Source organism: Micromonospora sp. CNZ297 (assembly GCF_007827625.1).
Genome location: NZ_VISU01000028.1, coordinates 25,341 through 43,903, shown reverse-complemented (window position 1 = coordinate 43,903; position 18,563 = coordinate 25,341). Strand labels below are relative to the sequence as shown.

At 73.4% G+C, this 18,563-nt stretch carries 18 protein-coding genes and 1 riboswitch; of the genes, 9 read left to right on the top strand and 9 right to left on the bottom strand.

The window, feature by feature from the left end; all coding sequences use genetic code 11:
• Window positions 1–35 precede the first annotated feature (35 nt).
• On the top strand, window positions 36–1,310 hold the full coding sequence (locus FB454_RS30815) for a YibE/F family protein (protein WP_013283778.1): 1,275 nt from the start codon (window positions 36–38) through the stop codon (window positions 1,308–1,310).
• A 154-nt stretch (window positions 1,311–1,464) separates the two neighbouring features.
• Window positions 1,465–1,595: riboswitch (cyclic di-AMP (ydaO/yuaA leader) on the top strand.
• Window positions 1,596–1,599: 4 nt separating this feature from the next.
• Window positions 1,600–2,628 carry a coiled-coil domain-containing protein gene (locus FB454_RS30810; protein ID WP_013283777.1) on the top strand — a complete coding sequence of 343 codons (1,029 nt, stop codon included), beginning with the start codon at window positions 1,600–1,602 and terminating at the stop codon, window positions 2,626–2,628.
• A gap of 59 nt (window positions 2,629–2,687) precedes the next feature.
• Here the strand turns inward: FB454_RS30810 and FB454_RS30805 are convergent, their stop codons facing one another.
• Window positions 2,688–3,341, bottom strand: coding sequence for a carbonic anhydrase (locus FB454_RS30805; protein ID WP_013283776.1), 654 nt, complete (start codon window positions 3,339–3,341; stop codon window positions 2,688–2,690).
• A gap of 167 nt (window positions 3,342–3,508) precedes the next feature.
• Between FB454_RS30805 and FB454_RS30800 the strand changes: the two genes are divergently transcribed.
• Window positions 3,509–3,850 carry a helix-turn-helix transcriptional regulator gene (locus FB454_RS30800; protein ID WP_013283775.1) on the top strand — a complete coding sequence of 114 codons (342 nt, stop codon included), beginning with the start codon at window positions 3,509–3,511 and terminating at the stop codon, window positions 3,848–3,850.
• Window positions 3,851–3,906: 56 nt separating this feature from the next.
• Entirely contained in the window at window positions 3,907–5,145 is a 1,239-nt protein-coding gene (gene mycP, locus FB454_RS30795) for a type VII secretion-associated serine protease mycosin (RefSeq protein ID WP_235437571.1), read from the top strand.
• 61 nt (window positions 5,146–5,206) lie between these two features.
• On the opposite strand, the gene FB454_RS30790 is transcribed toward mycP, so the two are convergent.
• The 7 genes from FB454_RS30790 to FB454_RS30760 form a co-directional block, all read right to left on the bottom strand.
• Window positions 5,207–5,488: a WXG100 family type VII secretion target gene (locus FB454_RS30790; RefSeq protein ID WP_013283773.1), complete on the bottom strand. Its 282-nt coding sequence runs from the start codon at window positions 5,486–5,488 to the stop codon at window positions 5,207–5,209.
• Window positions 5,489–5,516: 28 nt separating this feature from the next.
• Window positions 5,517–5,825: a WXG100 family type VII secretion target gene (locus tag FB454_RS30785; RefSeq protein ID WP_013283772.1), complete on the bottom strand. Its 309-nt coding sequence runs from the start codon at window positions 5,823–5,825 to the stop codon at window positions 5,517–5,519.
• A 214-nt stretch (window positions 5,826–6,039) separates the two neighbouring features.
• On the bottom strand, window positions 6,040–6,309 hold the full coding sequence (locus FB454_RS30780; RefSeq protein WP_013283771.1) for a hypothetical protein: 270 nt from the start codon (window positions 6,307–6,309) through the stop codon (window positions 6,040–6,042).
• A gap of 12 nt (window positions 6,310–6,321) precedes the next feature.
• On the bottom strand, window positions 6,322–7,050 hold the full coding sequence (locus FB454_RS30775; protein ID WP_013283770.1) for a hypothetical protein: 729 nt from the start codon (window positions 7,048–7,050) through the stop codon (window positions 6,322–6,324).
• Between the two features lie 31 nt (window positions 7,051–7,081).
• On the bottom strand, window positions 7,082–7,375 hold the full coding sequence (locus FB454_RS30770; protein WP_013283769.1) for a hypothetical protein: 294 nt from the start codon (window positions 7,373–7,375) through the stop codon (window positions 7,082–7,084).
• Between the two features lie 18 nt (window positions 7,376–7,393).
• Complete coding sequence (locus tag FB454_RS30765) at window positions 7,394–7,804, bottom strand: YbaB/EbfC family nucleoid-associated protein (RefSeq protein ID WP_013283768.1); 411 nt, start codon at window positions 7,802–7,804, stop codon at window positions 7,394–7,396.
• 74 nt (window positions 7,805–7,878) lie between these two features.
• The gene (locus FB454_RS30760) at window positions 7,879–11,844 is read right to left on the bottom strand and encodes a type VII secretion protein EccC (RefSeq protein ID WP_013283767.1); all 3,966 of its coding nucleotides are present in this window, start codon (window positions 11,842–11,844) and stop codon (window positions 7,879–7,881) included.
• A 169-nt stretch (window positions 11,845–12,013) separates the two neighbouring features.
• Between FB454_RS30760 and eccD the strand changes: the two genes are divergently transcribed.
• Window positions 12,014–13,411: a type VII secretion integral membrane protein EccD gene (gene eccD / locus FB454_RS30755; RefSeq protein ID WP_013283766.1), complete on the top strand. Its 1,398-nt coding sequence runs from the start codon at window positions 12,014–12,016 to the stop codon at window positions 13,409–13,411.
• Here eccD and FB454_RS30750 read toward each other — a convergent pair.
• The gene (locus FB454_RS30750) at window positions 13,395–14,567 is read right to left on the bottom strand and encodes a type VII secretion protein EccE (RefSeq protein ID WP_013283765.1); all 1,173 of its coding nucleotides are present in this window, start codon (window positions 14,565–14,567) and stop codon (window positions 13,395–13,397) included. The two genes, eccD and FB454_RS30750, sit on opposite strands and share 17 nt — an antisense overlap.
• 162 nt (window positions 14,568–14,729) lie before the next feature.
• Here FB454_RS30750 and eccB point away from each other — a divergent pair, with 162 nt between their 5' ends.
• The 4 genes from eccB to FB454_RS30730 all read left to right on the top strand — a co-directional run bounded on the left by eccB (window position 14,730) and on the right by FB454_RS30730 (window position 18,534).
• On the top strand, window positions 14,730–16,199 hold the full coding sequence (gene eccB / locus FB454_RS30745; protein WP_013283764.1) for a type VII secretion protein EccB: 1,470 nt from the start codon (window positions 14,730–14,732) through the stop codon (window positions 16,197–16,199).
• A 116-nt stretch (window positions 16,200–16,315) separates the two neighbouring features.
• Complete coding sequence (locus FB454_RS30740; protein ID WP_013283763.1) at window positions 16,316–16,687, top strand: hypothetical protein; 372 nt, start codon at window positions 16,316–16,318, stop codon at window positions 16,685–16,687.
• Entirely contained in the window at window positions 16,680–17,966 is a 1,287-nt protein-coding gene (locus FB454_RS30735; RefSeq protein ID WP_013283762.1) for a WXG100 family type VII secretion target, read from the top strand. Before FB454_RS30740 ends, FB454_RS30735 begins: the two co-directional genes overlap by 8 nt.
• A 160-nt stretch (window positions 17,967–18,126) precedes the next feature.
• Window positions 18,127–18,534 carry a hypothetical protein gene (locus tag FB454_RS30730; RefSeq protein WP_145824009.1) on the top strand — a complete coding sequence of 136 codons (408 nt, stop codon included), beginning with the start codon at window positions 18,127–18,129 and terminating at the stop codon, window positions 18,532–18,534.
• The last annotated feature ends 29 nt before the right edge of the window (window positions 18,535–18,563 follow it).

Below are 18,563 nucleotides of genomic sequence, written 5' to 3'. Positions count from 1 at the left end.
GACCAGGCGTCGCCGCGACCGTTGGGAGAGACGCCATGGGTGCCGACCACACCCGCCCCGCACCCGCCGCGCCGCCGGGCGTACGACGGCTGCTCGTCGCCGTGGTGGTGCCGCTGTTCGCGCTCACAGTGATCGCGGCGCTGGTGCTCTGGCCCGGGCAGGACCGGGAGCCGGTCGGCGGCGCTGACGTCCCCCGCTACCACGGCACCGTGACCCGGGTGGTCACCGAGCCCTGCCCGCCGACCCCGGAGGCCCCGGAGGGCGGGGGTGGCCCCTGCGGCACGGTGACGGTCACCGCCGAGCAGGGCCCGGACGCGGGCCGGCAGGTCGAGACGCCGATCCCGGCCGGGCCGGGCGCACCCCGGGTCGCGGTCGGAGACGAGGTCGTCCTGGTCGAGCTGACCGACCCGGCCGACCCGGCGGTGAAGTCCTACAACATCGCCGAGCACCAGCGCGGCACGCCGCTGATCTGGCTGATGGTGCTGTTCGCCGCCGCGATCGTGGCGTTCGGCCGGTGGCGCGGGCTCGCCGCGCTCGGCGGCCTGGTGGCCAGCTTCGCCATCCTCCTCGGCTTCGTGCTGCCGGGCATCGGCGCCGGCCAGCCGCCGCTGCTGGTCGCGATCGTGGGCGCCGCGTTGATCATGTTCGTGGTGCTCTACCTGACCCACGGGATCACCGCGCAGACGTCGGTCGCGGTGCTCGGCACGCTCGGCAGCCTGGTGGTCACCGGCGTGCTCGGCCTGCTCGCCACGTCCGCCACCCACCTGACCGGCTTCGGCAGCGAGGACGCCACCACGCTGTCCATGTTCCAGGGCGACGTGGACCTGCACGGGCTGCTGCTGGCCGGCATCATCATCGGCTCGCTGGGCGTGCTGGACGACGTCACAGTCACCCAGGCGGCCACCGTCACCGAACTGGCGCACGCCAACCCCGGACTGTCCCGGCGGCAGCTCTACCGGGCGGCGACCCGGGTCGGCCGGGCCCACATCGCATCCACCGTCAACACCATCGTGCTGGCGTACGCGGGCGCCTCGCTGCCGCTGCTGCTCCTCCTGGTTGCCGACTCCCGCCCGGTGAGTGAGATCCTCACCAGCGAGTTCCTCGCCCAGGAGATCGTCCGCAGCGCGGTGGCGACGCTCGGCCTGATCGCCGCCGTACCGCTGACGACCGGACTGGCCGCGATCGTGACCACCGCCGGGCGGCGCTCGCGCGGCGCGGAGCCGGCGCCACCCGCGGCCCGGCCGCCGGCCGGACGCGACGACGCGCTGGAGGCCCTGGGCGGCGGGAAGAGTACGGAGGCCGCATGGTGACACTCCGCAGCGTGACCATCGATTTCAAACGCGACGCTGGTCACGGTGCGCCACGGCGAAATCTCGCTATTGGTCGGCTTCCGGACGTAGATCCTCAGGAGTGCTGTCAGGTAACCTCGCTGCCGGTCACCGCCGAAGGCGCGCACCGGCGCCAGCGGTGCCGCCGCCCAATCGCCTGCGGGCGAACCGGGGAACCAGGTACATGGGGTGAATCCGCGACAGCGGTAGGGGCCACTTCCGTCCCGAACCCGTCAGCTAACCCGGTCGGCGGCCGACGGAAGGGAACACTGTGACGGCACCCCTGCGCCGCTGGCTGACACCCGTGGTGGCCGTGCTGGCCTCGCTGGCCGTGCTGGCCGGGCCGACCCCGGCGACCGCGGCCCCCACCGCGGCGGCCCCCGGCAACCCCTCGGGACACGAGGAGGACGGCGAACCGCCGCTCATCACCGAGGCGATCGACGCCGCCAACCGGGCCTTCCTCCAGGCCAAGGCGAAGCTCGCCAAGTCCCAGGACCGCCAGCGGCGGCTGGCGGCCGAGGTGAAGACGGCACAGGCCGAGCTCGAAGCGCTCAGCCCGCAGGTCAACCAGCTCGCTGCCCAGTCCTACCGGACCGGCCGGATGGGCGCGATGGCCATGCTGCTGGAGAGCAACTCACCCGACTCGTTCGTCCGCCGGGTCAACGCCCTGGACGAGCTGAACCTCCTCAACGCGCAGCGCCTGGCCGCCATCAACGCGGTCAAGACCCGCGCCGAGCAGGCCAAGATCGCGCTCGACGCCGAGGTGCGCGAGCAGGAGAAGCAGAAGAACGCGATGGAGCGCGAGAAGGTGCAGGCCGAGCGCGCGCTGAAGCTCGTCGGCGGTCTCGGCTTCACCGGCGGCCTGGTCTCCGCCACCTCACCGGTCGCCAAGATCGGCCCCGGCCGCACCGCCGACGGCGGGTGGAAGGCGGAGTCGTGCAGCGAGGACGACCCGACCACCTCGGGCTGCGTCACGCCGCGCACGCTGCACGCGTACAAGGAGGTCCGGCGCGCGGGCTTCAAGCGCTTCGTGGGCTGCTACCGGCCCGGCGGGCCGTGGGAGCACCCCAAGGGCAAGGCGTGCGACTGGTCGCTCCAGAACAGCGGCTTCGCGCCCTGGCACAACAACGACACCCGCCGGTACGGCAACGAGGTGGCCGCCTTCCTCATCCGCAACGCCGACCGGCTGGGCATCTACTACGTCATCTGGAACCGGCAGATCTGGTTCCCGGCCACCGGCTGGAGTTCGTACAGCGGACCCTCGAACCACACCGACCACGTCCACATGTCGATGCTCTGACCCGGACACCACGAGAAGGGGCCGCCCTCGGGCGGCCCCTTCTTCGTCGTCCGTGCGTATCAGCCGGCCAGCGCCGGGTCGGCGGGCGCGGCCGGGGCGGGCAGCGGGGCCGGGGCCTGCGCCACGGTCCGCACCTCGCCACCGGCGAGCCGGTACGACATGCCCACCACCGTGCACCGCCCGGCGGCCACCCGCTCGGCCAGCACGGCGGACCGGGCCAGCAGCGTCTCCACGGTCTGCGCGATGTGGACGTCGACGATGCCGTCGAGGTCCTCGACCCCCTGGCGGGCGGCGCGCAACAGGCTCGGCGAGACCGCGTCCACCACAGCGCCCAGGTGCCCGGCCGGGGCGGCGCCGGTCCGGACCCCCTCCCGGGCGGCCTGGACCGCGCCGCAGGAGTCGTGCCCGAGCACCACCACGAGCGGGGTGCCCAGCACGGTGACGGCGTACTCGACGCTGCCGAGCACCTCCGGCCCGGCGGTGTGCCCGGCGGTACGCACCACGAAGAGGTCACCGAGACCGCGGTCGAAGATGATCTCGGCGGCGAGCCGCGAGTCGGAGCAGCCGACGATCACCGCGAACGGGTGCTGGCCGTCGGCCACAGCCGCCCGGTGCCCGGCGTCCTGATTCGGATGCTGCGGGACGCCCGTGACGAACCGGTGATTACCGGCACGCAGTTCGGTCAGTGCCTGCTCCGGGGTGCTCGGCGTCATGTCCCTCACCTCGTCTACCTGGGGAACCACCAGGCCGAACGGCCTCGCGACCCACGGTCACACGCACCTGGGGGCACGTCAAGATTCGTGATACGCATTTCATACTTTCCCGTCGGCGCCCCGCCCCGGACCGCGCCGATTCGGCAGGTGGCGGACGTGGCCATAGCATGACCACCATGGCGACCACACCAGTTGAGGACGGGAGCCGCCGTAACTGGACCTTCCTCACCAACCACGGCCACGTGCTGCTGGCGATCGCGCGCAACCCCACCGCCCGGCTGCGGGACGTGGCCGACGAGGTGGGCGTGACCGAACGGGCGGCCCAGGCCATCGTCGCCGACCTGGAGGCCGGGGGCTACCTGCGTCGTACGCGGGTGGGACGGCGCAACGAGTACACGATCAACCCGAAGGGCCGCTTCCGGCACCCGGCCGAGGCCGACCAGCAGGTCGGCGCGCTACTGGCCCTGTTCGCCGCCGAGTCGGCCGGGGACGCTGCCGCCGACGGGTGACCCGGGCCGGCACCACGTGTGCCCGCGCGGGCCGGCGAGGCGGGTAATCTCACCGCGTGCGCGACAGCTTGCGGCCGGGCGCGACCACGGGACGCGTCCGGGCCGGACACCGGATCAGGTCCGTCCTCTCCGGAGCGGCGGTGACCGCCCTGCTCGGCGGCGCGCTGGCGGTGCCCGCGCCCGCGCAGGCCGCCCCGAAGTGCGGCCCGGCCGGCGGCCCCGCGCCCACCGAGGTTCCGTGGGCGCTGAGCCGCCTCGACCCGGCCGCCGCGTGGCGGATCGGCAAGGGCGCGGGGGTCACCGTCGCGGTGATCGACTCCGGGGTCTCGCCCGCCCATCCCCTGCTACGCGGGCGGGTGCTGCCGGGTGAGGACTTCAACCAGCTCGTCCGCCTCAAGGGGCAGTGCGACCTGGTCGGCCACGGCACCATGGTCGCGGGCATCATCGCCGGCCGGGAGGGCACCGGCTCGCCCTACACCGGCATCGCGCCGGAGGCGAAGATCCTGCCGCTGCGGGTGCTGGCCGAGAACAAGGAGAACTTCGACCCGGACGTGCCGGCCGAGATCGGCAAGGCGATCCGCTGGGCTGTCGACCACGACGCCGACGTGATCAACCTGTCCCTGGTCACGCTCGACGACCCGGCGCTGAAGTCCGCGGTGCAGTACGCGCTCAGTAAGGACGTGGTAGTCGTCGCCTCCGCCGGCAACCGGCAGGAGAACCGGGAGGACCGGCCGGCCTATCCGGCGGCGTACGACGGTGTCGTCGCCGTCGCCGGCATCGACGAGCAGGGCGGGCACGTCGGCAGCTCGGTCAGCGGGGACTATGTGGACATCGCCGGCCCCGGCCTGAACATCGTCGGGCCCGCTCCGCAGGGATCGGGCTACCGGGCCGAGCCGCAGGGCGGGACGAGCTTCGCCACCGCGTACGTCTCCGGGGTGGCCGCGCTGGTGCGGGCCGCACACCCGGACATCAGCGCCGACGAGGTCGCCTACCGGCTGACCCGTACCGCCGACAACCCGCCCGACGGGCACAACGCCGAGGTCGGCTTCGGGATGGTCAACCCGTACCGGGCGGTCACCAGCCTGCTGGGCACCCGGGAGGACCCGCCGCTGGGCGCGATGCCGCCACCGGCGCCGCCCGCCGACCCGCTGGCCTGGCAGCGCACCGTCGCGATCTGGGTCGCTGTCGTCGGCGCGCTGCTGGCCGGCGTCCTGCTGACGTTGCGCCCCATCCTGGTACGCGGACGGCGGCGCGGGTGGCGTCCCGGCCGCCGCGACGTCCCGCAGGACGCCTGACAACACACGACGGCTCCGCCCGGCACGAGCCGGAGCGGAGCCGCTGTGGACCGGTCGGGGGTCAGTTGCCCCAGACCTTGGAGTTGCTCATCTCCGTGGTCATGTAGTTCTCGCGCGCGATGCCCACGGCACCGCCGATCTCGTTCAGGACCTTGTTGATGTCCCGCACGGCGGCGTCCCACTGGGCCTGGTGCTGCTGGTAGGCGGCCCGGTCCTGGCCCTCCCACTCGAGCTTGGTCAGCATCGCCCGCAGCGTGTCGAGCTTCTCGTCGATGGTCCGCGAGATGGCCTGCATCTGCTGGTTGCTGCTCTCCAGAACAGCGTAATCAACCTTGATGCTCATCGATTCCTCCTCTGCCTGTCTTCGCGGATCACGGGTTGAGAGCAGCGTGGAACTTGTCCAGCATCTGCTGCTGCTCTTCGTCGTTGACCTGGTGCGTGGTGCCGGACTTGTCGAGCAGGTCCGCGATGTTGTCCATCGCGGTCAGCAGCTTCGTAGTGTCCTCGTTCCAGCGAGTCATCAGGCTCTGGAAGCCCGTGGACGCCTGGCCCTTCCAGGCCATCGCCAGGTCGTCGACCACGTTCCACAGCTTCTTGAGCTCGCCGTCGACGTCGCTGCGCGTGGACCGCACGTCACTCGCGGCGGTGTGCAGAGTCGCTGCACTGACCTCGAACGCCATGCTTCACACCCTTCCGTCATCTTGTGGCGGCGGTTCCGCCGCGCCCTCCCCCGCGGCAAGGCGTACACACCCCACCGACGGACACTTCATCCGAACCGTAGCGGACGATGTCCAACCCGCGCAGCCCTGCCGTCCCATGGTCGTATTCCGACATCCCACTGTCGACAGACGCGATCCGCGGCCCTCAGTACGAGGTGGACGGTCGAGGCCGAGGTCACGACCGCTCGCGCGAGGATTTGACGATCGTCGACACGCCGAAGACCAGCACCGCGACCAGCAGCACCACCACGGCCCACAGCATCGGCTTCTCGAAAGCGCGCTGGAACGACAGCACCAGCAGTGCCGCGCAGGTGCTCAGCGACACCACCTCGGCGGCCCGCCGCAGCCGCGCCGAGCGGGTCAGCGCGGCGAACAGCATCAGGACCACGAAGACCGGAATGGTCAGCAGGACGTACAGCAACAACGAGAAGAGCAGGGTTTCCATGCGTCGCTCCCGTCACCCGTAGAACTTGGCGTCCCGCACCCAGTCGATCTTGATGTCCTTGATGTCCGGGTCCGAGCCGGTCGGCGCCCAGCCGGGGCGGGAGTCCGCGGTGAAGGTGAACCGGTTGTCGGTGTGGAAGGCGGCCAGCAGCGCGTGCAGCAGCGCGCTGATCTCACCGAAGACCAGGACCAGGACGGCGGCGGTGGCGGTCAGACCGACGATGCCGATGGCCTGCGCCAGCGCGGTGGTGGCGGGGAAGAACTGGAGCGCGATCGAGGCGATCACCGCGACCAGGATCGGCATGAGCGCCTGGGCCAGGCCGGAGATCGCGTCGTTGTACGCGTCCCGGGCCGCGGTGAGCGTGTCCCGGTTGGCGGCGAACGCCTCGGCCAACGAGTTGATCTCCGCCCCGAGCTTGCGGAGGAACAGGTCGAACGCGTCCCGGTCGTCGAAGTCCCACTCCGCCGCGTCCGGCGGAACCGCCGCCATGGCCGCGCCGAACTGGTCCGCGCCGAGCAGGCGGGCCGCCTCGTCCCACTTCTTGATCGACTCGTTGACCTGCTGGTTGTCGAACGACTCCAGGTAGAGGATCGCGCCGATCAACGCCGCCGAGGCGACGATCCAGACCAGGTTGCCCTTGGCGACGGCCGCCGCCGACCGGACCGGAGCCGTGGTCTCGGCGACCGTCACGGTGCCGGTCACCGTCCCCGAGGCGTTGGCGATGAGGATCTCCGGCGGCATCAGGCGTCCTTCCCGTGGCGGGCCCGGCCGGTCACTTGACCACCCAGGGCTGATCCGACCTCTCCCAGTTCTTCGCGCTCTGTTCGAGCTGCGCGGCGGCCTTGCGCAGATGCTCCACGCCGGTGCGGACGTTGTCCAGGTGCCCGTCCACAGCCGCGTTGTGCCGCTCGACCGCGCCGGTGCCGAACCAGCTCAGCGCGCCGCTGGGCAGCTTCACCTCGCCCAGCAACGTCTCGACGTTGCGGAGGTATTGGATCGGGCCGTCCGGGGCGTCGAGCATCCGGCCCGCCTTCCGGATCGCGTCGACGTCGACCGTGTTCGGCATCGTCGGCCTTCCTCTCGCTCAGCGCCGCAGGTTGCGGGTCGGGTCGGACACGTCCACCCCGAACTGACGGAACCAGTCCTCCGGGGTCAGCGTGCCGTCCTGCGCACGGCGGACCATCTCGGAGTCGCCGAGCATCTCGCTCAGCATCTCGCGCTGCCGCTCCTCGAAGGCCGCGTAGGCCGCGTCGATCGCCGCCTGCATCGCCTCGGACAGGGAGAAGCTGTCCAGCCGCATCGCCCGCGCGTTCAGCTCGATGTCGCCGACCTTCATGCCGCCGTCGACAGTCACCCGCACCAGCCCGTCCGGGCTCTCCCCGGTCACCCGCAGCTCGGCGCGCTGCCGCTGGAGATCGGCCAGCCGGCGCTGCTGTTCCTGCGCCTGCCGCAGCAGGCCCTCCATGGCCGCACCGAAACCCGACGGGCTGCTCACGTGCGCGCCCCTCTCCACTCGCGACGATCGATCGGGCCGACGCTACCGGACCGGGCCGCCCGGCGTCCGTCCCGTCAGGCCGGCTCCGTCCACGCGGTCTGGATCAGCTGCTGGCCGTCGCGGCGACGGACGAGCGTGCCCCGGCCCGGCGGCTGCGGCGTCGGCCGCAGGTTGCCGAAGACCGCACCCTCCTCCCGGCTGCCGGACATCAGCAGGCCGGGCGAGTCCAGCTCGCGCAGCCGTTGCAGCACCGGCTCGTACAGCGCACGGGCCACACCGCCGACCCGGCGCGTGATGATCAGGTGCAGGCCGATGTCCCGCGCCTGCGGCAGCAGCTCGTGCAGCGCGCTCAGCGGGTTGCTGCCACCGGAGGCGACCAGGTCGTAGTCGTCCACCAGGATGTACAGGTCCGGACCCTTCCACCAGCTCCGGTCACGCAGCTGGGCGGTGGTAACGTCCGGGCCGGGCAGCCGGTTCTGCAACGCGCTGCGGATCGAGCCGAGTCCCTGGCTGAACACCTGGTTCGACGGCGCGTAGTCGAGCAGGTGGTCACCCTCGACCGCGCCCAGCAGACCACGCCGGTAGTCGGCGATGACCAGCCGCGCCTGGGCCGGGGTGTACCGCTCGGCGATCCCCCGGGCGATCAGCCGCAGCAGGTTCGTCTTGCCGCACTCGGCGTCGCCGAACACGGTCAGGTGCGGCTCGCCCGCCAGGTCCAGGTAGACCGGGGCGAGCGCCGACTCGTTGACGCCGATCGGAATGCCCGGGGCGGACCGGTCGACCACCTTCGCCAGCTCGGTGACCGCCAGCTTGCGCGGCAGCAGCCGGACCTTCGGCGCCGGCTGTCCCGGCCAGTTCGCCGCGACGTGACCGGCGAGCGCCACCGACGCCTCGGTCAGGTCCTCGATGTCGCGCTTGCCGTCGATCCGGGAGATCGCGGTCAGGAAGTGCAGCTTGTCCCGGGTCAGACCGCGACCGGGCGCGCCCACCGGCACGTTCTGCGCGGCCCGCCTGTCGATCTCCGACTCCGACGGGTCACCGAGCCGCAGCTCCAGCTTGGTGCCGAGCAGGTCCCGCATGTTGATCCGGATCTCCGCCCAGCGCACCGCCGTGATCACCACGTGGACGCCGAAGCCGAGGCCCCGGTTCGCCAGGTTGGTGATCGTCTGCTCCAGCTCCTCGTACTCCTGGCGCAGCGTGTTCCAGCCGTCCACGACGAGGAAGACGTCACCGAACGGGTCGTCGGCGAACTCACCGGCCGCCCGGCGGCGCCGGTAGCTCGCCACCGAGTCGATGCCGTGCTGGGTGAACCGGTTCTCCCGCTCGTCGATCACGGCGACCACCTCGGCCACCGTCCGCCGGACCGCCTCGACGTCCCGCCGGCCCGCCACACCCGAGGTGTGTGGCAGCCCGTCCAGGCTGCGCAACGCGCCACCGCCGAAGTCGAGGCAGAAGAACTGCACCTCGCGCGGCGTGTGGGTGAGCGCCAGCGAGGCCAGCATCGAGCGCAGCATGGTGCTCTTGCCGCTCAGCGACGCCCCGACGATCACCACGTTGCCGCCGGCCCCGGCCAGGTCGACCATCATCGGGTCGCGGCGCTGCTCGTACGGGCGGTCCACGATGCCGACCGGCACGGCGAGCCGGCCGCGGCCCGGCCAGTCGGCGGTGGTCAGGCCGTACGTCGGGTGCACGCTCAGCTTGGGCAGCAGCTCGGCCAGCCCGGACGGCTCGGCCAGCGGCGGCAGCCACACCTGGTGCGCCGGCTTGCCGCGGCCCTTGAGCTGGTCGATCAGCACGTCCAGCATCGCCACGGCCTTGCCGTCGCCGCTCTGCTCCGGCTCCGGGGCGGCCTCCGCCGGGCTCGGCGCCGCCGGCACCGGCACGTAGTCGATGCCGTACGGGACGATCCGGCGTTGCACCTGCGCCCGGGTGGAGCGCTGCACCTGCCCCGGCGCCCGGTACGGGCCGGACACGTACGCGGCGCGGAACCGCAGCATGGTCGCGGTGTCGGTCTTCAGGTAGCCGTGACCGGGCGCGCTGGGCAGCTCGTACGCGTCCGGCACGCCGAGCACGATCCGGCTCTCCACAGCCGAGAACGTGCGCAGACCGATCCGGTACGACAGGTGCGTGTCCAGGCCGCGCAGCTTGCCCTCCTCCAGCCGCTGCGAGGCGAGCAGCAGGTGCACGCCGAGCGACCGGCCGAGGCGGCCGATCATCACGAACAGGTCGATGAAGTCCGGCTTGGCGGCGAGCAGCTCGGAGAACTCGTCACAGATGATCAGCAGGCTGGGCATCGGCTCCAGCGGCTCACCGGCGGCCCGCGCCTTCTCGTAGTCGTACCGCGAGACGTAGTTGCCCGCCGCCCGCAGCACCTCCTGCCGGCGGTTCATCTCACCGGCCAGCGCGTCCCGCATGCGGTCGACCAGCGGCAGCTCGTCGGAGAGGTTGGTGATCACCGCGCTGGTGTGCGGCAACGCGTCCAGCGACGCGAAGGTGGCGCCGCCCTTGAAGTCGACGAGAACGAAGTTCAGTTCCTCCGACGAGTGCGTCACCGCGAGCGCCGCGACCACCGTCCGCAGCAGCTCGCTCTTGCCGGAACCGGTCGCGCCGATGACCAGGCCGTGCGGGCCCATGCCCTCGTGCGCGGACTCCTTGAAGTCCAGCTCCACCACGTTGCCGTCCGGTCCCAGGCCGAGCGGGATGCGCAGCCGGTCGCGGTGGCTGCGCGGACGCCAGGTCTGCCGGGTGTCCACCGTGGCCGCGTCGCCGACACCGAGCAGGTCGGGCAGCTCCATGCTGCGGGCCAGCGGCTCCTCGGTGCTCGCGCCCTGCTGCTGGGAGAGCCGGAACGGGGCGATCTGCCGGGCCAGCCCCTCGGCCGCGCTCAGGGAGAGCCGGTCCGGGCGGCCGAGCCGCGACGTGGCGGTGCCGCGGACCAGGTCGAGGCCGGTGCCGTCCCCGGCGTCCAGGCAGAGCAGCCAGCGCCCGGCGTCACGCGGGACCGCGCCGGACAGGTCGAACACGGTCGTGCCGAGCAGGCCCGGCCCGGTCAGCGCGCAGGTCGCCGAGACCTCGCCGCCGTCGAGCACCACCACCACGTGCGGCGCGGTGGTCAGCGGCTTCGCCTCGGGCGAGAACCGGGGCCGCCCGCCCAGGTCCTGGGCCAGCGCGGTCTCCGCCTCGTCCAGCGCGGCGAACACCATCCGGCGCGCGCCGGCCGCGTCCGTACGCCCCGGGTGCTGGGCGTGCGGCAGCCACTTCACCCAGTCCCAGGCCGCCTGCCGGTCCGGCGCGGCGACCACGACCACCAGGAGGTCCTCCGGGGCGTGGAACGTGACGAGCTGGCCCAGCGCGGCCCGGGTCAGGTCGAGCACCGGCTCCCGGTCGCCGCGCAGCGCGATCCGGCTGAACGCGCGCAGCGACAGCGCGGTCGGCAGGTCCGGCACGCTGGAGTGGGCCCGGACGAACCGGCGCAGCGCGATCGCGCTCATCGGTTCCAGGTCCTCCACCGGCTTGGTCTCCGGCGGCACGATCTCCACCGCCAGCCGCTGCGGGCCGAGCGCGATCCGTACCTCGCCGAAGTCGTCCTCGGTGATCCGCCGCTCCCAGAGCCGGCGCGAGGCGGCGATCGACCAGAGCGCGTCCGGCTCCGGGTGCCGCCAGGTCATCGCGGCGCGCTGCTGCTCGGCCGCCCGCCGGGTGCGCTTGCGCATCTGCGCGAGGTAGCGCATGTAGTCGCGCCGCTGGGCGTTCAGCTCGGCCTTGTCGTTGCCGCCGTTGCCGAGCGTGCCGATCGCCATGCCCAACATGGACACACCGAACAGGCCACCGGCGACGTACGTCATCATGCCGCCGCCCCGGCCGGCGTAGAGGAACGCCATCGCGCCGACGCCGCAGAGCATCGGCAGGATCATCAGCACCTGACCCATGCCCTTGGCCTGCGGCTCCGGCAGCTCGGGCGGGGACTCCAGCAGCACCTCGCCGCGCGGCAGCGCGGGCCCCGGTTGACGCGGAAGTCGGCGGAACACCACCGTACTCACGGCTCTCCCCTCCCCAGAAGCGGCCCTGATCGTGGTCTGCCACCGCCGGTGAGCGTCGGGTGGGCAACCTGTGCGACCGCCATCGTAGGTAATCTCCCGGTGGCGTCGTGGACCCGTGGGGGCGGCGCCGACGGCCCAGCGGATCGTATGCGAGCACGAGGAGGCCACTGTGGCGACGAAGACGGCGACCGGTGGGCTGAGCCGGATCACCATCGTGGCGCCGCGTACCAGGATGGATCTGGCGCTGCCGTCCGACGTGCCGCTCGCCGACCTGCTGCCCACGCTGCTGCGGTACGCGGGCGAGGACCTGGCCGACGAGGGCGTGCGGCACGGCGGCTGGGCCCTGTCCCGGCTCGGCGGTCAGCCGTTCGACGGCGGCCGGACCGCCGCGCAGCTCGGCGTCCGCGACGGCGAGGTGCTCTACTTCAACCCGCGTGCCGCGACCGCCCCCGAGATCGTCTTCGACGACGTGGTGGACGCGGTCGCCACCTCCACCACCCAGCGGGCGGGCGCCTGGCAGGTCGGCACCACACGGGTGTTCGCGGTCCTGCTGGCCGCCTCGGCGCTCGCCGCGGGCGCGGTGGCGACGCTGCTCACCGGCCCACCGCAGCTACCCGGCGCGGCCGCCGCGTTCGTGGTCGCGGTGGCGCTGCTGGTCGGCGCCGCGGTGCTGTCCCGCGCCGCCGGCGACAGCCGCACCGGCGCGGTGCTGGCCCTGGTCGGGATCGGGTACGCGGGCGCCGGCGGCCTGCTGGTGCTCGCCGGTGAGCGGACGCTCGGCGAGCTGGCCGGTCCGCACGTCCTGCTCGCCGGCACCGCTGTGGTGGTCTTCGGCGCGATCGCCGCGCTCGCCGTCGGCGACCGCCTGCCGCTCTTCCTCGGCGCGGTGGGCGTGGGCGCGGCGGTCGGCCTCGGCGCGGTGCTCAGCCTGGCCTTCGACATCGGCGCGGCGGCGGCTGCGGCGGTGGTGTCGACAGTCGCGTTCGGCGCGCTGCCCGCCCTGCCGATGCTCGCCTACCGCCTGGCCCGGCTGCCGGTGCCGTCCATCCCCACCGGCCCGGACGACCTCAAGACCGACACCGAGTCGGTGGACGGGCCGTCGGTGCTGCGCAACAGCGAGCGCGCCGACGCGTTCCTCACCGGTCTGCTCTGGACCGTCTCGCTGCTGGTGCTCGGCGGCGAGGTGGTGCTGGCCGAGAACGGCCGGCTCCCGGCGGTCCTGCTCTGCCTGGTGCTGGCGCTGCTGTCGCTGCTGCGGGCGCGCCCGTTCCTCAGCCGCGCCCAACGCACGCCGGTGCTGCTGTCCGGCACCGTCGGCCTGGGGCTGGTCGCCGCCGCCACGTTCGCCGCCGGCTCGCTGGCGGTACGCCTCGGGCTGATCCTGGGCGGCCTGGCCGTGCTGGCCGTGATCAGCCTGGTCTACGGCCTGACCGTGGCCGGCAAGCGGATCTCCCCGGTCTGGGGCCGGACCCTGGACATCGTCGAGATCCTGCTCATCATCGCGCTGGTGCCGCTGGCCGTCTGGGTCTGCGGCGCGTACGGCTGGATCGTCAACCTTCGACCGTGACGGTCCCCATCGCGGTGCCGACCGGCGCGGTGGCGTAGACGCCGGGGCCGTGCTGGCCGTCCAGCGGGCGGGCCGGCACGCCCGCGCGCCGCGCCATCTCGCGGACCGCCTTCACCAGCGCCTCGGCGTGCCCGTCCATGGCTGCCACCCGCAGCAGCGGCGGCACCCGCCGGCCGCCCGGGAGCACCACGGCGGCGACCGTGTGCGAGGGCGCGGAGGTGGCGGTGACCGCGTCGACCAGCGCGCCGAGTGAGCCGTTGGGGCGTACCCGCAGGGCCAGGCAGCGCTGCGTCCAGCCGCCCCCGCGCAGGCTGGTCCACGTCTCCACCGGGGACTCCGGTGCCAGGTCGAGCCCGGCCCCGGACACCACCGCCGCGTGCAGCTCGTTCCGGTCGAGCACCCGGTGACCGAGGCCGGCGGCGTTGAGCGCCTTGCCGAGCCGGCCCACCCCGGCCGCCACCGTGCGGTGCACGCCGCGCAGGCCGCCGCCCCGGCTCACCGCCTCGGCCCGCGCGTCGGACACCGACAGGCGCAGCGCCACCCACACGGTCCGGTACGCGGACGGCGGCGCGCCGGGCGCCGGGTACCAGACCAGGGTGTGCGAGACGACCTGGGTCTGGGTGACCGGGCCGGAGAAGTCGGCGAGCACCGCGAGCACGCGGTCCACCACCGCCGCCTCGATCGAGCCGGCGGGCGCGCCGGGCCGGCCGGTCAGCGCCAGCGCGGCGAACCAGCCCCGGTCGTCCTGCCCGATGCCGAGCCGGGTGCCGCGCTCGGTCAGCTCCACCACTGTCAGCTCCGGGGCGAGCGCGGCCAGTCTCGGGTCACCACCGGGCGCCGCGCCCCGGGCGCGGTCGCGGCGCCGGCGCAGCCGGCGGCGGAGCATCAGGTCCTCGTACCACCAGCGGCCGCCCCGGCGCGCGAACGCCGCGGCCACCGCCAGCAGCGCCAGGACGGCGACCACCGCGAGCAGCCACGCCGGGCCGGCGGTGGCGAACCAGACCGCGAGCGCCGCGCACTCCACCACCACGAGCTGCCCGACCACGACCGGGCCGAGGCGTCCCCGGCGGCGCTTGTCGGCCGGGGTGACCGGCCGGTCCGGCGGTACGGCGGGAGTGGTGGCGGTACGACCGGGTGGCGCCTGGAGCTGCGTCATCGGTGTGCGTCCCTTCTGGACATCCTGGGCATCCGCCGGGCGGGTGCGGTCGTTCGGTCGGCGGACGGGGTCCGGCGCACCCCCGACGGCCCCTTATCGTAGGGAAGCCCGCGGCGCTGTTCGGACCTGTCGCCGCGGACCCACCCCCGCCGGAGGTTAGTCATGCGGACCCGCCGCGATCAGGTGCAGGCGTACCGCTTCGTCACCCGCCGCATCGTCTCGGCGCTGCTCTCCGGTGATCCGGAGACAAACGACCTGCCGATGCGCCGCCTCGGCATGGCGGTGTTCGGCAGCGTCATCGCGGCCGCAGTGGTGCTCGGCGGCGTGGGCGCGTACGGCCAGCTCACCAGCAACTCCGCGCCGCTGGAGCCGAACACGCTGGTGATCGAGCGGGAGACCGGCGCGACGTACTACTTCGGCGAGGACAAGGTGCTGCGCCCGACGCTCAACTACGCCTCGGCGCGGCTGATCGTCAACGACGCCGCGGCGCAGCCGCGCACCATGTCCCAGGCGTCGATCAAGGACCGTCCACGCGGGCGGCTGGTCGGCATCGTCGGCGCCCCGGACGACCTGCCGGATCGCAAATCGCTGGTCGGGCTCCCCTGGTCGGTGTGCGACGTGCCGGACCCGAACGACCCGCAGCGCTCCACCACCCACCTGGTGATCGACCGCGCGCTGCCCGGCGGCACGGCGCTCACCGACCGGGCCGTGGTGGTGCGGACCGGCGACGCGCGTTACCTGCTCACCGGTGGTTCCCGGCTGCGGGTGGCCGGTGACGAGCAGGCGCTGGTGGCGTTGAAGATGGCCGGCGCGACGAACCTGACCGTCGGGCAGCAACTGCTGAACGCGGTGCCGGCCGGGCCGGTGCTGCGCAAGCCGGCGATCGCCGGGGACGGCGGCGCGAGCGGGCTCACAGTGGCCGACCGGCCGGCCCGGATCGGCCAGGTCTACCAGGCCGCCGGCCAGTACTACGTGCTCACCCGGCAGGGCCTGGCGACAGTCCGCGAGGTCACCGCGCTGCTGCTGCTCGGCGGGGGTGGCGAGGTGACGCAGATCACTCCGGATGAGGCGGGCCGGCTCCTCACCGACCAGCGGCTGGACGCGGACGGCCTGCCGGCCCGGCTGCCGACGCTGCACGAGGTCCGTCCGGGACGGACGGTGCTCTGCGCCACCTACCGGCCCGGCCCGGCCGGTCAGCCGCCGACCACCACGCTGGAGGTCTTCGACTCCCCGCCGGCCGAGCTGACCTCGGCGACCGCGATGCCCGCGCGGCAGGGCGCCCGGGACGCGGTACGCACCGCCGAGAGCGTGCTGCTGCCCGGCGGCAAGGGCGTGCTGGTGCAGGCCACGGCCGGGGAGAGCGGCAAGGCGGCGGCCGGTTCGACTGTCTACCTGATCACCGCGCAGGGCATCCGCTATCCGCTCGGCACCGCCGGGGGCGACGCGAAGAGCGCGCTCGGGTACGGCGACGTGACGCCGCTCGCCGTACCCGCCTCGCTGCTGGCGCTGGTGCCGACCGGACCGACGCTGTCCCGCGAGGATGCGATGACCTACTTCGATGCGTCGACGCCTCCGGGGGCCACCGCGACACCGTCGGCCGGTGGCGCGGAGGCGCAGGTCCAGGGCGGTTGACAGGCCCTGCCGCAATCCGAAGTGGAGGATCTCCGTCACGGGTCGCCCGGGTTGGCTCGCTTCGACTAACCTGAGTACGGCGAACGGTTATCGACGATGACTACGGGGATGCAGCCATGACGGGGCGCACGACAGTAGACGTACTGTCCTTGGAGGACTTTCACCAGCGGCTCGAGCGGCGTCTGCACGAGGCGGAGTCGGTGTTGCGCAAGCTCAACACCCAGATGCAGTGCCGCCCGCCGGCCCTCGGCACGTTCACCGACGCGACCGACAACGCACGTCGCTACTCCGAGACCCACCAGAGCTACGTCAACCACGTCGACCGGCTGCGCCGGGCGATCCTGGCCGCCCGCGAGGCGACCCACAAGATCATGACGAACTACAAGACCGCCGAGGCCCGCAACGCCGCCGCCGCGGCCGACATCGCCGCCGCCCTCTCCGGGCTGAACGAGGCGATGAAGCAGCCGAAGGAGGACCCGCGTGTCTGAGTACACCCGGCGCTACGAGCACGTCAGTCACGAGGAGCTCTACCAGGGCGTCAACGCCGGCGACCCGAAGCAGATCGAGGCGCTCAGCGCCCAGTGGACCTCCCTCAAGGGCACGCTCGACGATCTCGGCCGCGACCTGACCGCCGACCTGGAGGCGCTGGCGAAGACCTGGACCGGCGACGCCGCGCGGGAGTTCCACCGCCGGCTGGACATGGTCGTCCGCTACTCCGGCAACCTCGCCGAGGGCATGACGGGTATCCGACAGGGCCTCGACATGATGTCCAGCGAGCTGCGGGCCGCGCAGTCCAAGGCGGAGAGCCCGGAGAAGACCGACGACAACGACAAGCTGCTCTCCGGCGCCGGCAAGGGCTTCCTGATCGGCGGCGCACCCGGCGCGGTGATCGGCGGGATCGTCGGCCACCAGCAGGACAAGGCCGAGCAGGAGAAGGCGCACCAGCGGATGGTGCAGGTCGTGGCCAAGCTCGCCGAGGGCTACGACTTCTCGGCGTACGGCCGGATCGTCGTACCGGACCCGCCGGAGACCGAGCTGCCCGGCCACACCGGCAACGGTGACCCGACGCTGCAGAACGGCCCGTCGGTGAAGACGCCGTCGTCCGGCCCGAGCCTGGGCAGCTTCGGCCCGGGCGCCAACGCCACCGCCACCACGTCGGGCGTGCACCACACGGCCCCGACCGGCGGCACGCCGGGCGAGGGCACACCGGGTGCGGGCACTCCGGGCGGCCAGCCGGGCGCGGGCGCTCCGGGTTCGGTGCCGACCGGCGGCACCGTCGACCCGACCGGCACCTCGCTGGCCGGCGCCGCTCCGCTGACCAGCACCGCGGGCGGTCCGACGATCGGCGGCGGCCCGGGCTTCGGTCCCGGCGGCGCCGGACCGACGACGATGAGCGCCGGCGGACCGGGTGGCGGGCTCTACGGCGCCCCCGGTGTGCTGAGCACCGGCTCGCTCGCGGGCACCGGCGCCAACTCGGCGTCCTCGGCCCGCTTCGGCGGCATGTCCGGCGCGGAGAACCGCTCGGCGGCCGGCACGGGCCGGCTCACCTCCGGCCGTGGCCTCGTGGTCGACGCCGGGAGCAAGTCCGCCGAGCGCACCGGCGGCGCCACCGGGCGGCCCGCGATGGCCGGCCGCAGCGGCGTGCTGGGTGGGCGCGGCGGCCACGGCGACGACGAGTCCGACGGCCGGCTGACCTGGCTCACCGAGGACGAGATGGTCTGGGGCGACGGAGACGCCGCTCCGCCGCCGGTGCTCGGCGGCAACTGACCCCGGCATCCACGAGACGGCGCGGCACCTCGGCAGGGGCGCCGCGCCGTCGCACGTCCGGCCCGCGTGGGTCTCCGTCCACACCGACCCGTGGGGTGGCTCACGTAAACCGCAAGATCCTTGAGCTGCGGGATCGTCCGTCGACCGATAGGTTGAACAGGTGCTGCCCGTAGCGTTCGCCTCGTCCACCTGGACGGCGACGCTGCGCCGGATCGCCCGCACGGCTGTGGCCGGCCTGGTGCTGATCGCCGGCCTCCAGGGCATCACCGCCGCACCCGCCCACGCCGCCGCGGCCTCGCACGCCACAGTCGCCTCGCATGCCGTCGTCACTGAGCACGTCGCGGCGATCGAGCACGTCGCGACGCGGCAGGCGGTCACGGCCGGCGCCGCGGAACTCACGGCGGCCGACGCCACGACCGCCGCCCTGCGGACCACCGGCCCCGGCACCGGCCCGGCCGTCACCGAAGGCCTTTCCGCCGACTCCGCCGGGCGCGTTCCCGGCGTCGAGGTCGCCGCCGCCGACCCCGGCCGGGCGCACATCGCCCGTCGCGGTCCGCCGCGCGCCTGACCGGGCACCCTTCCGGTACGCCCCGGCGC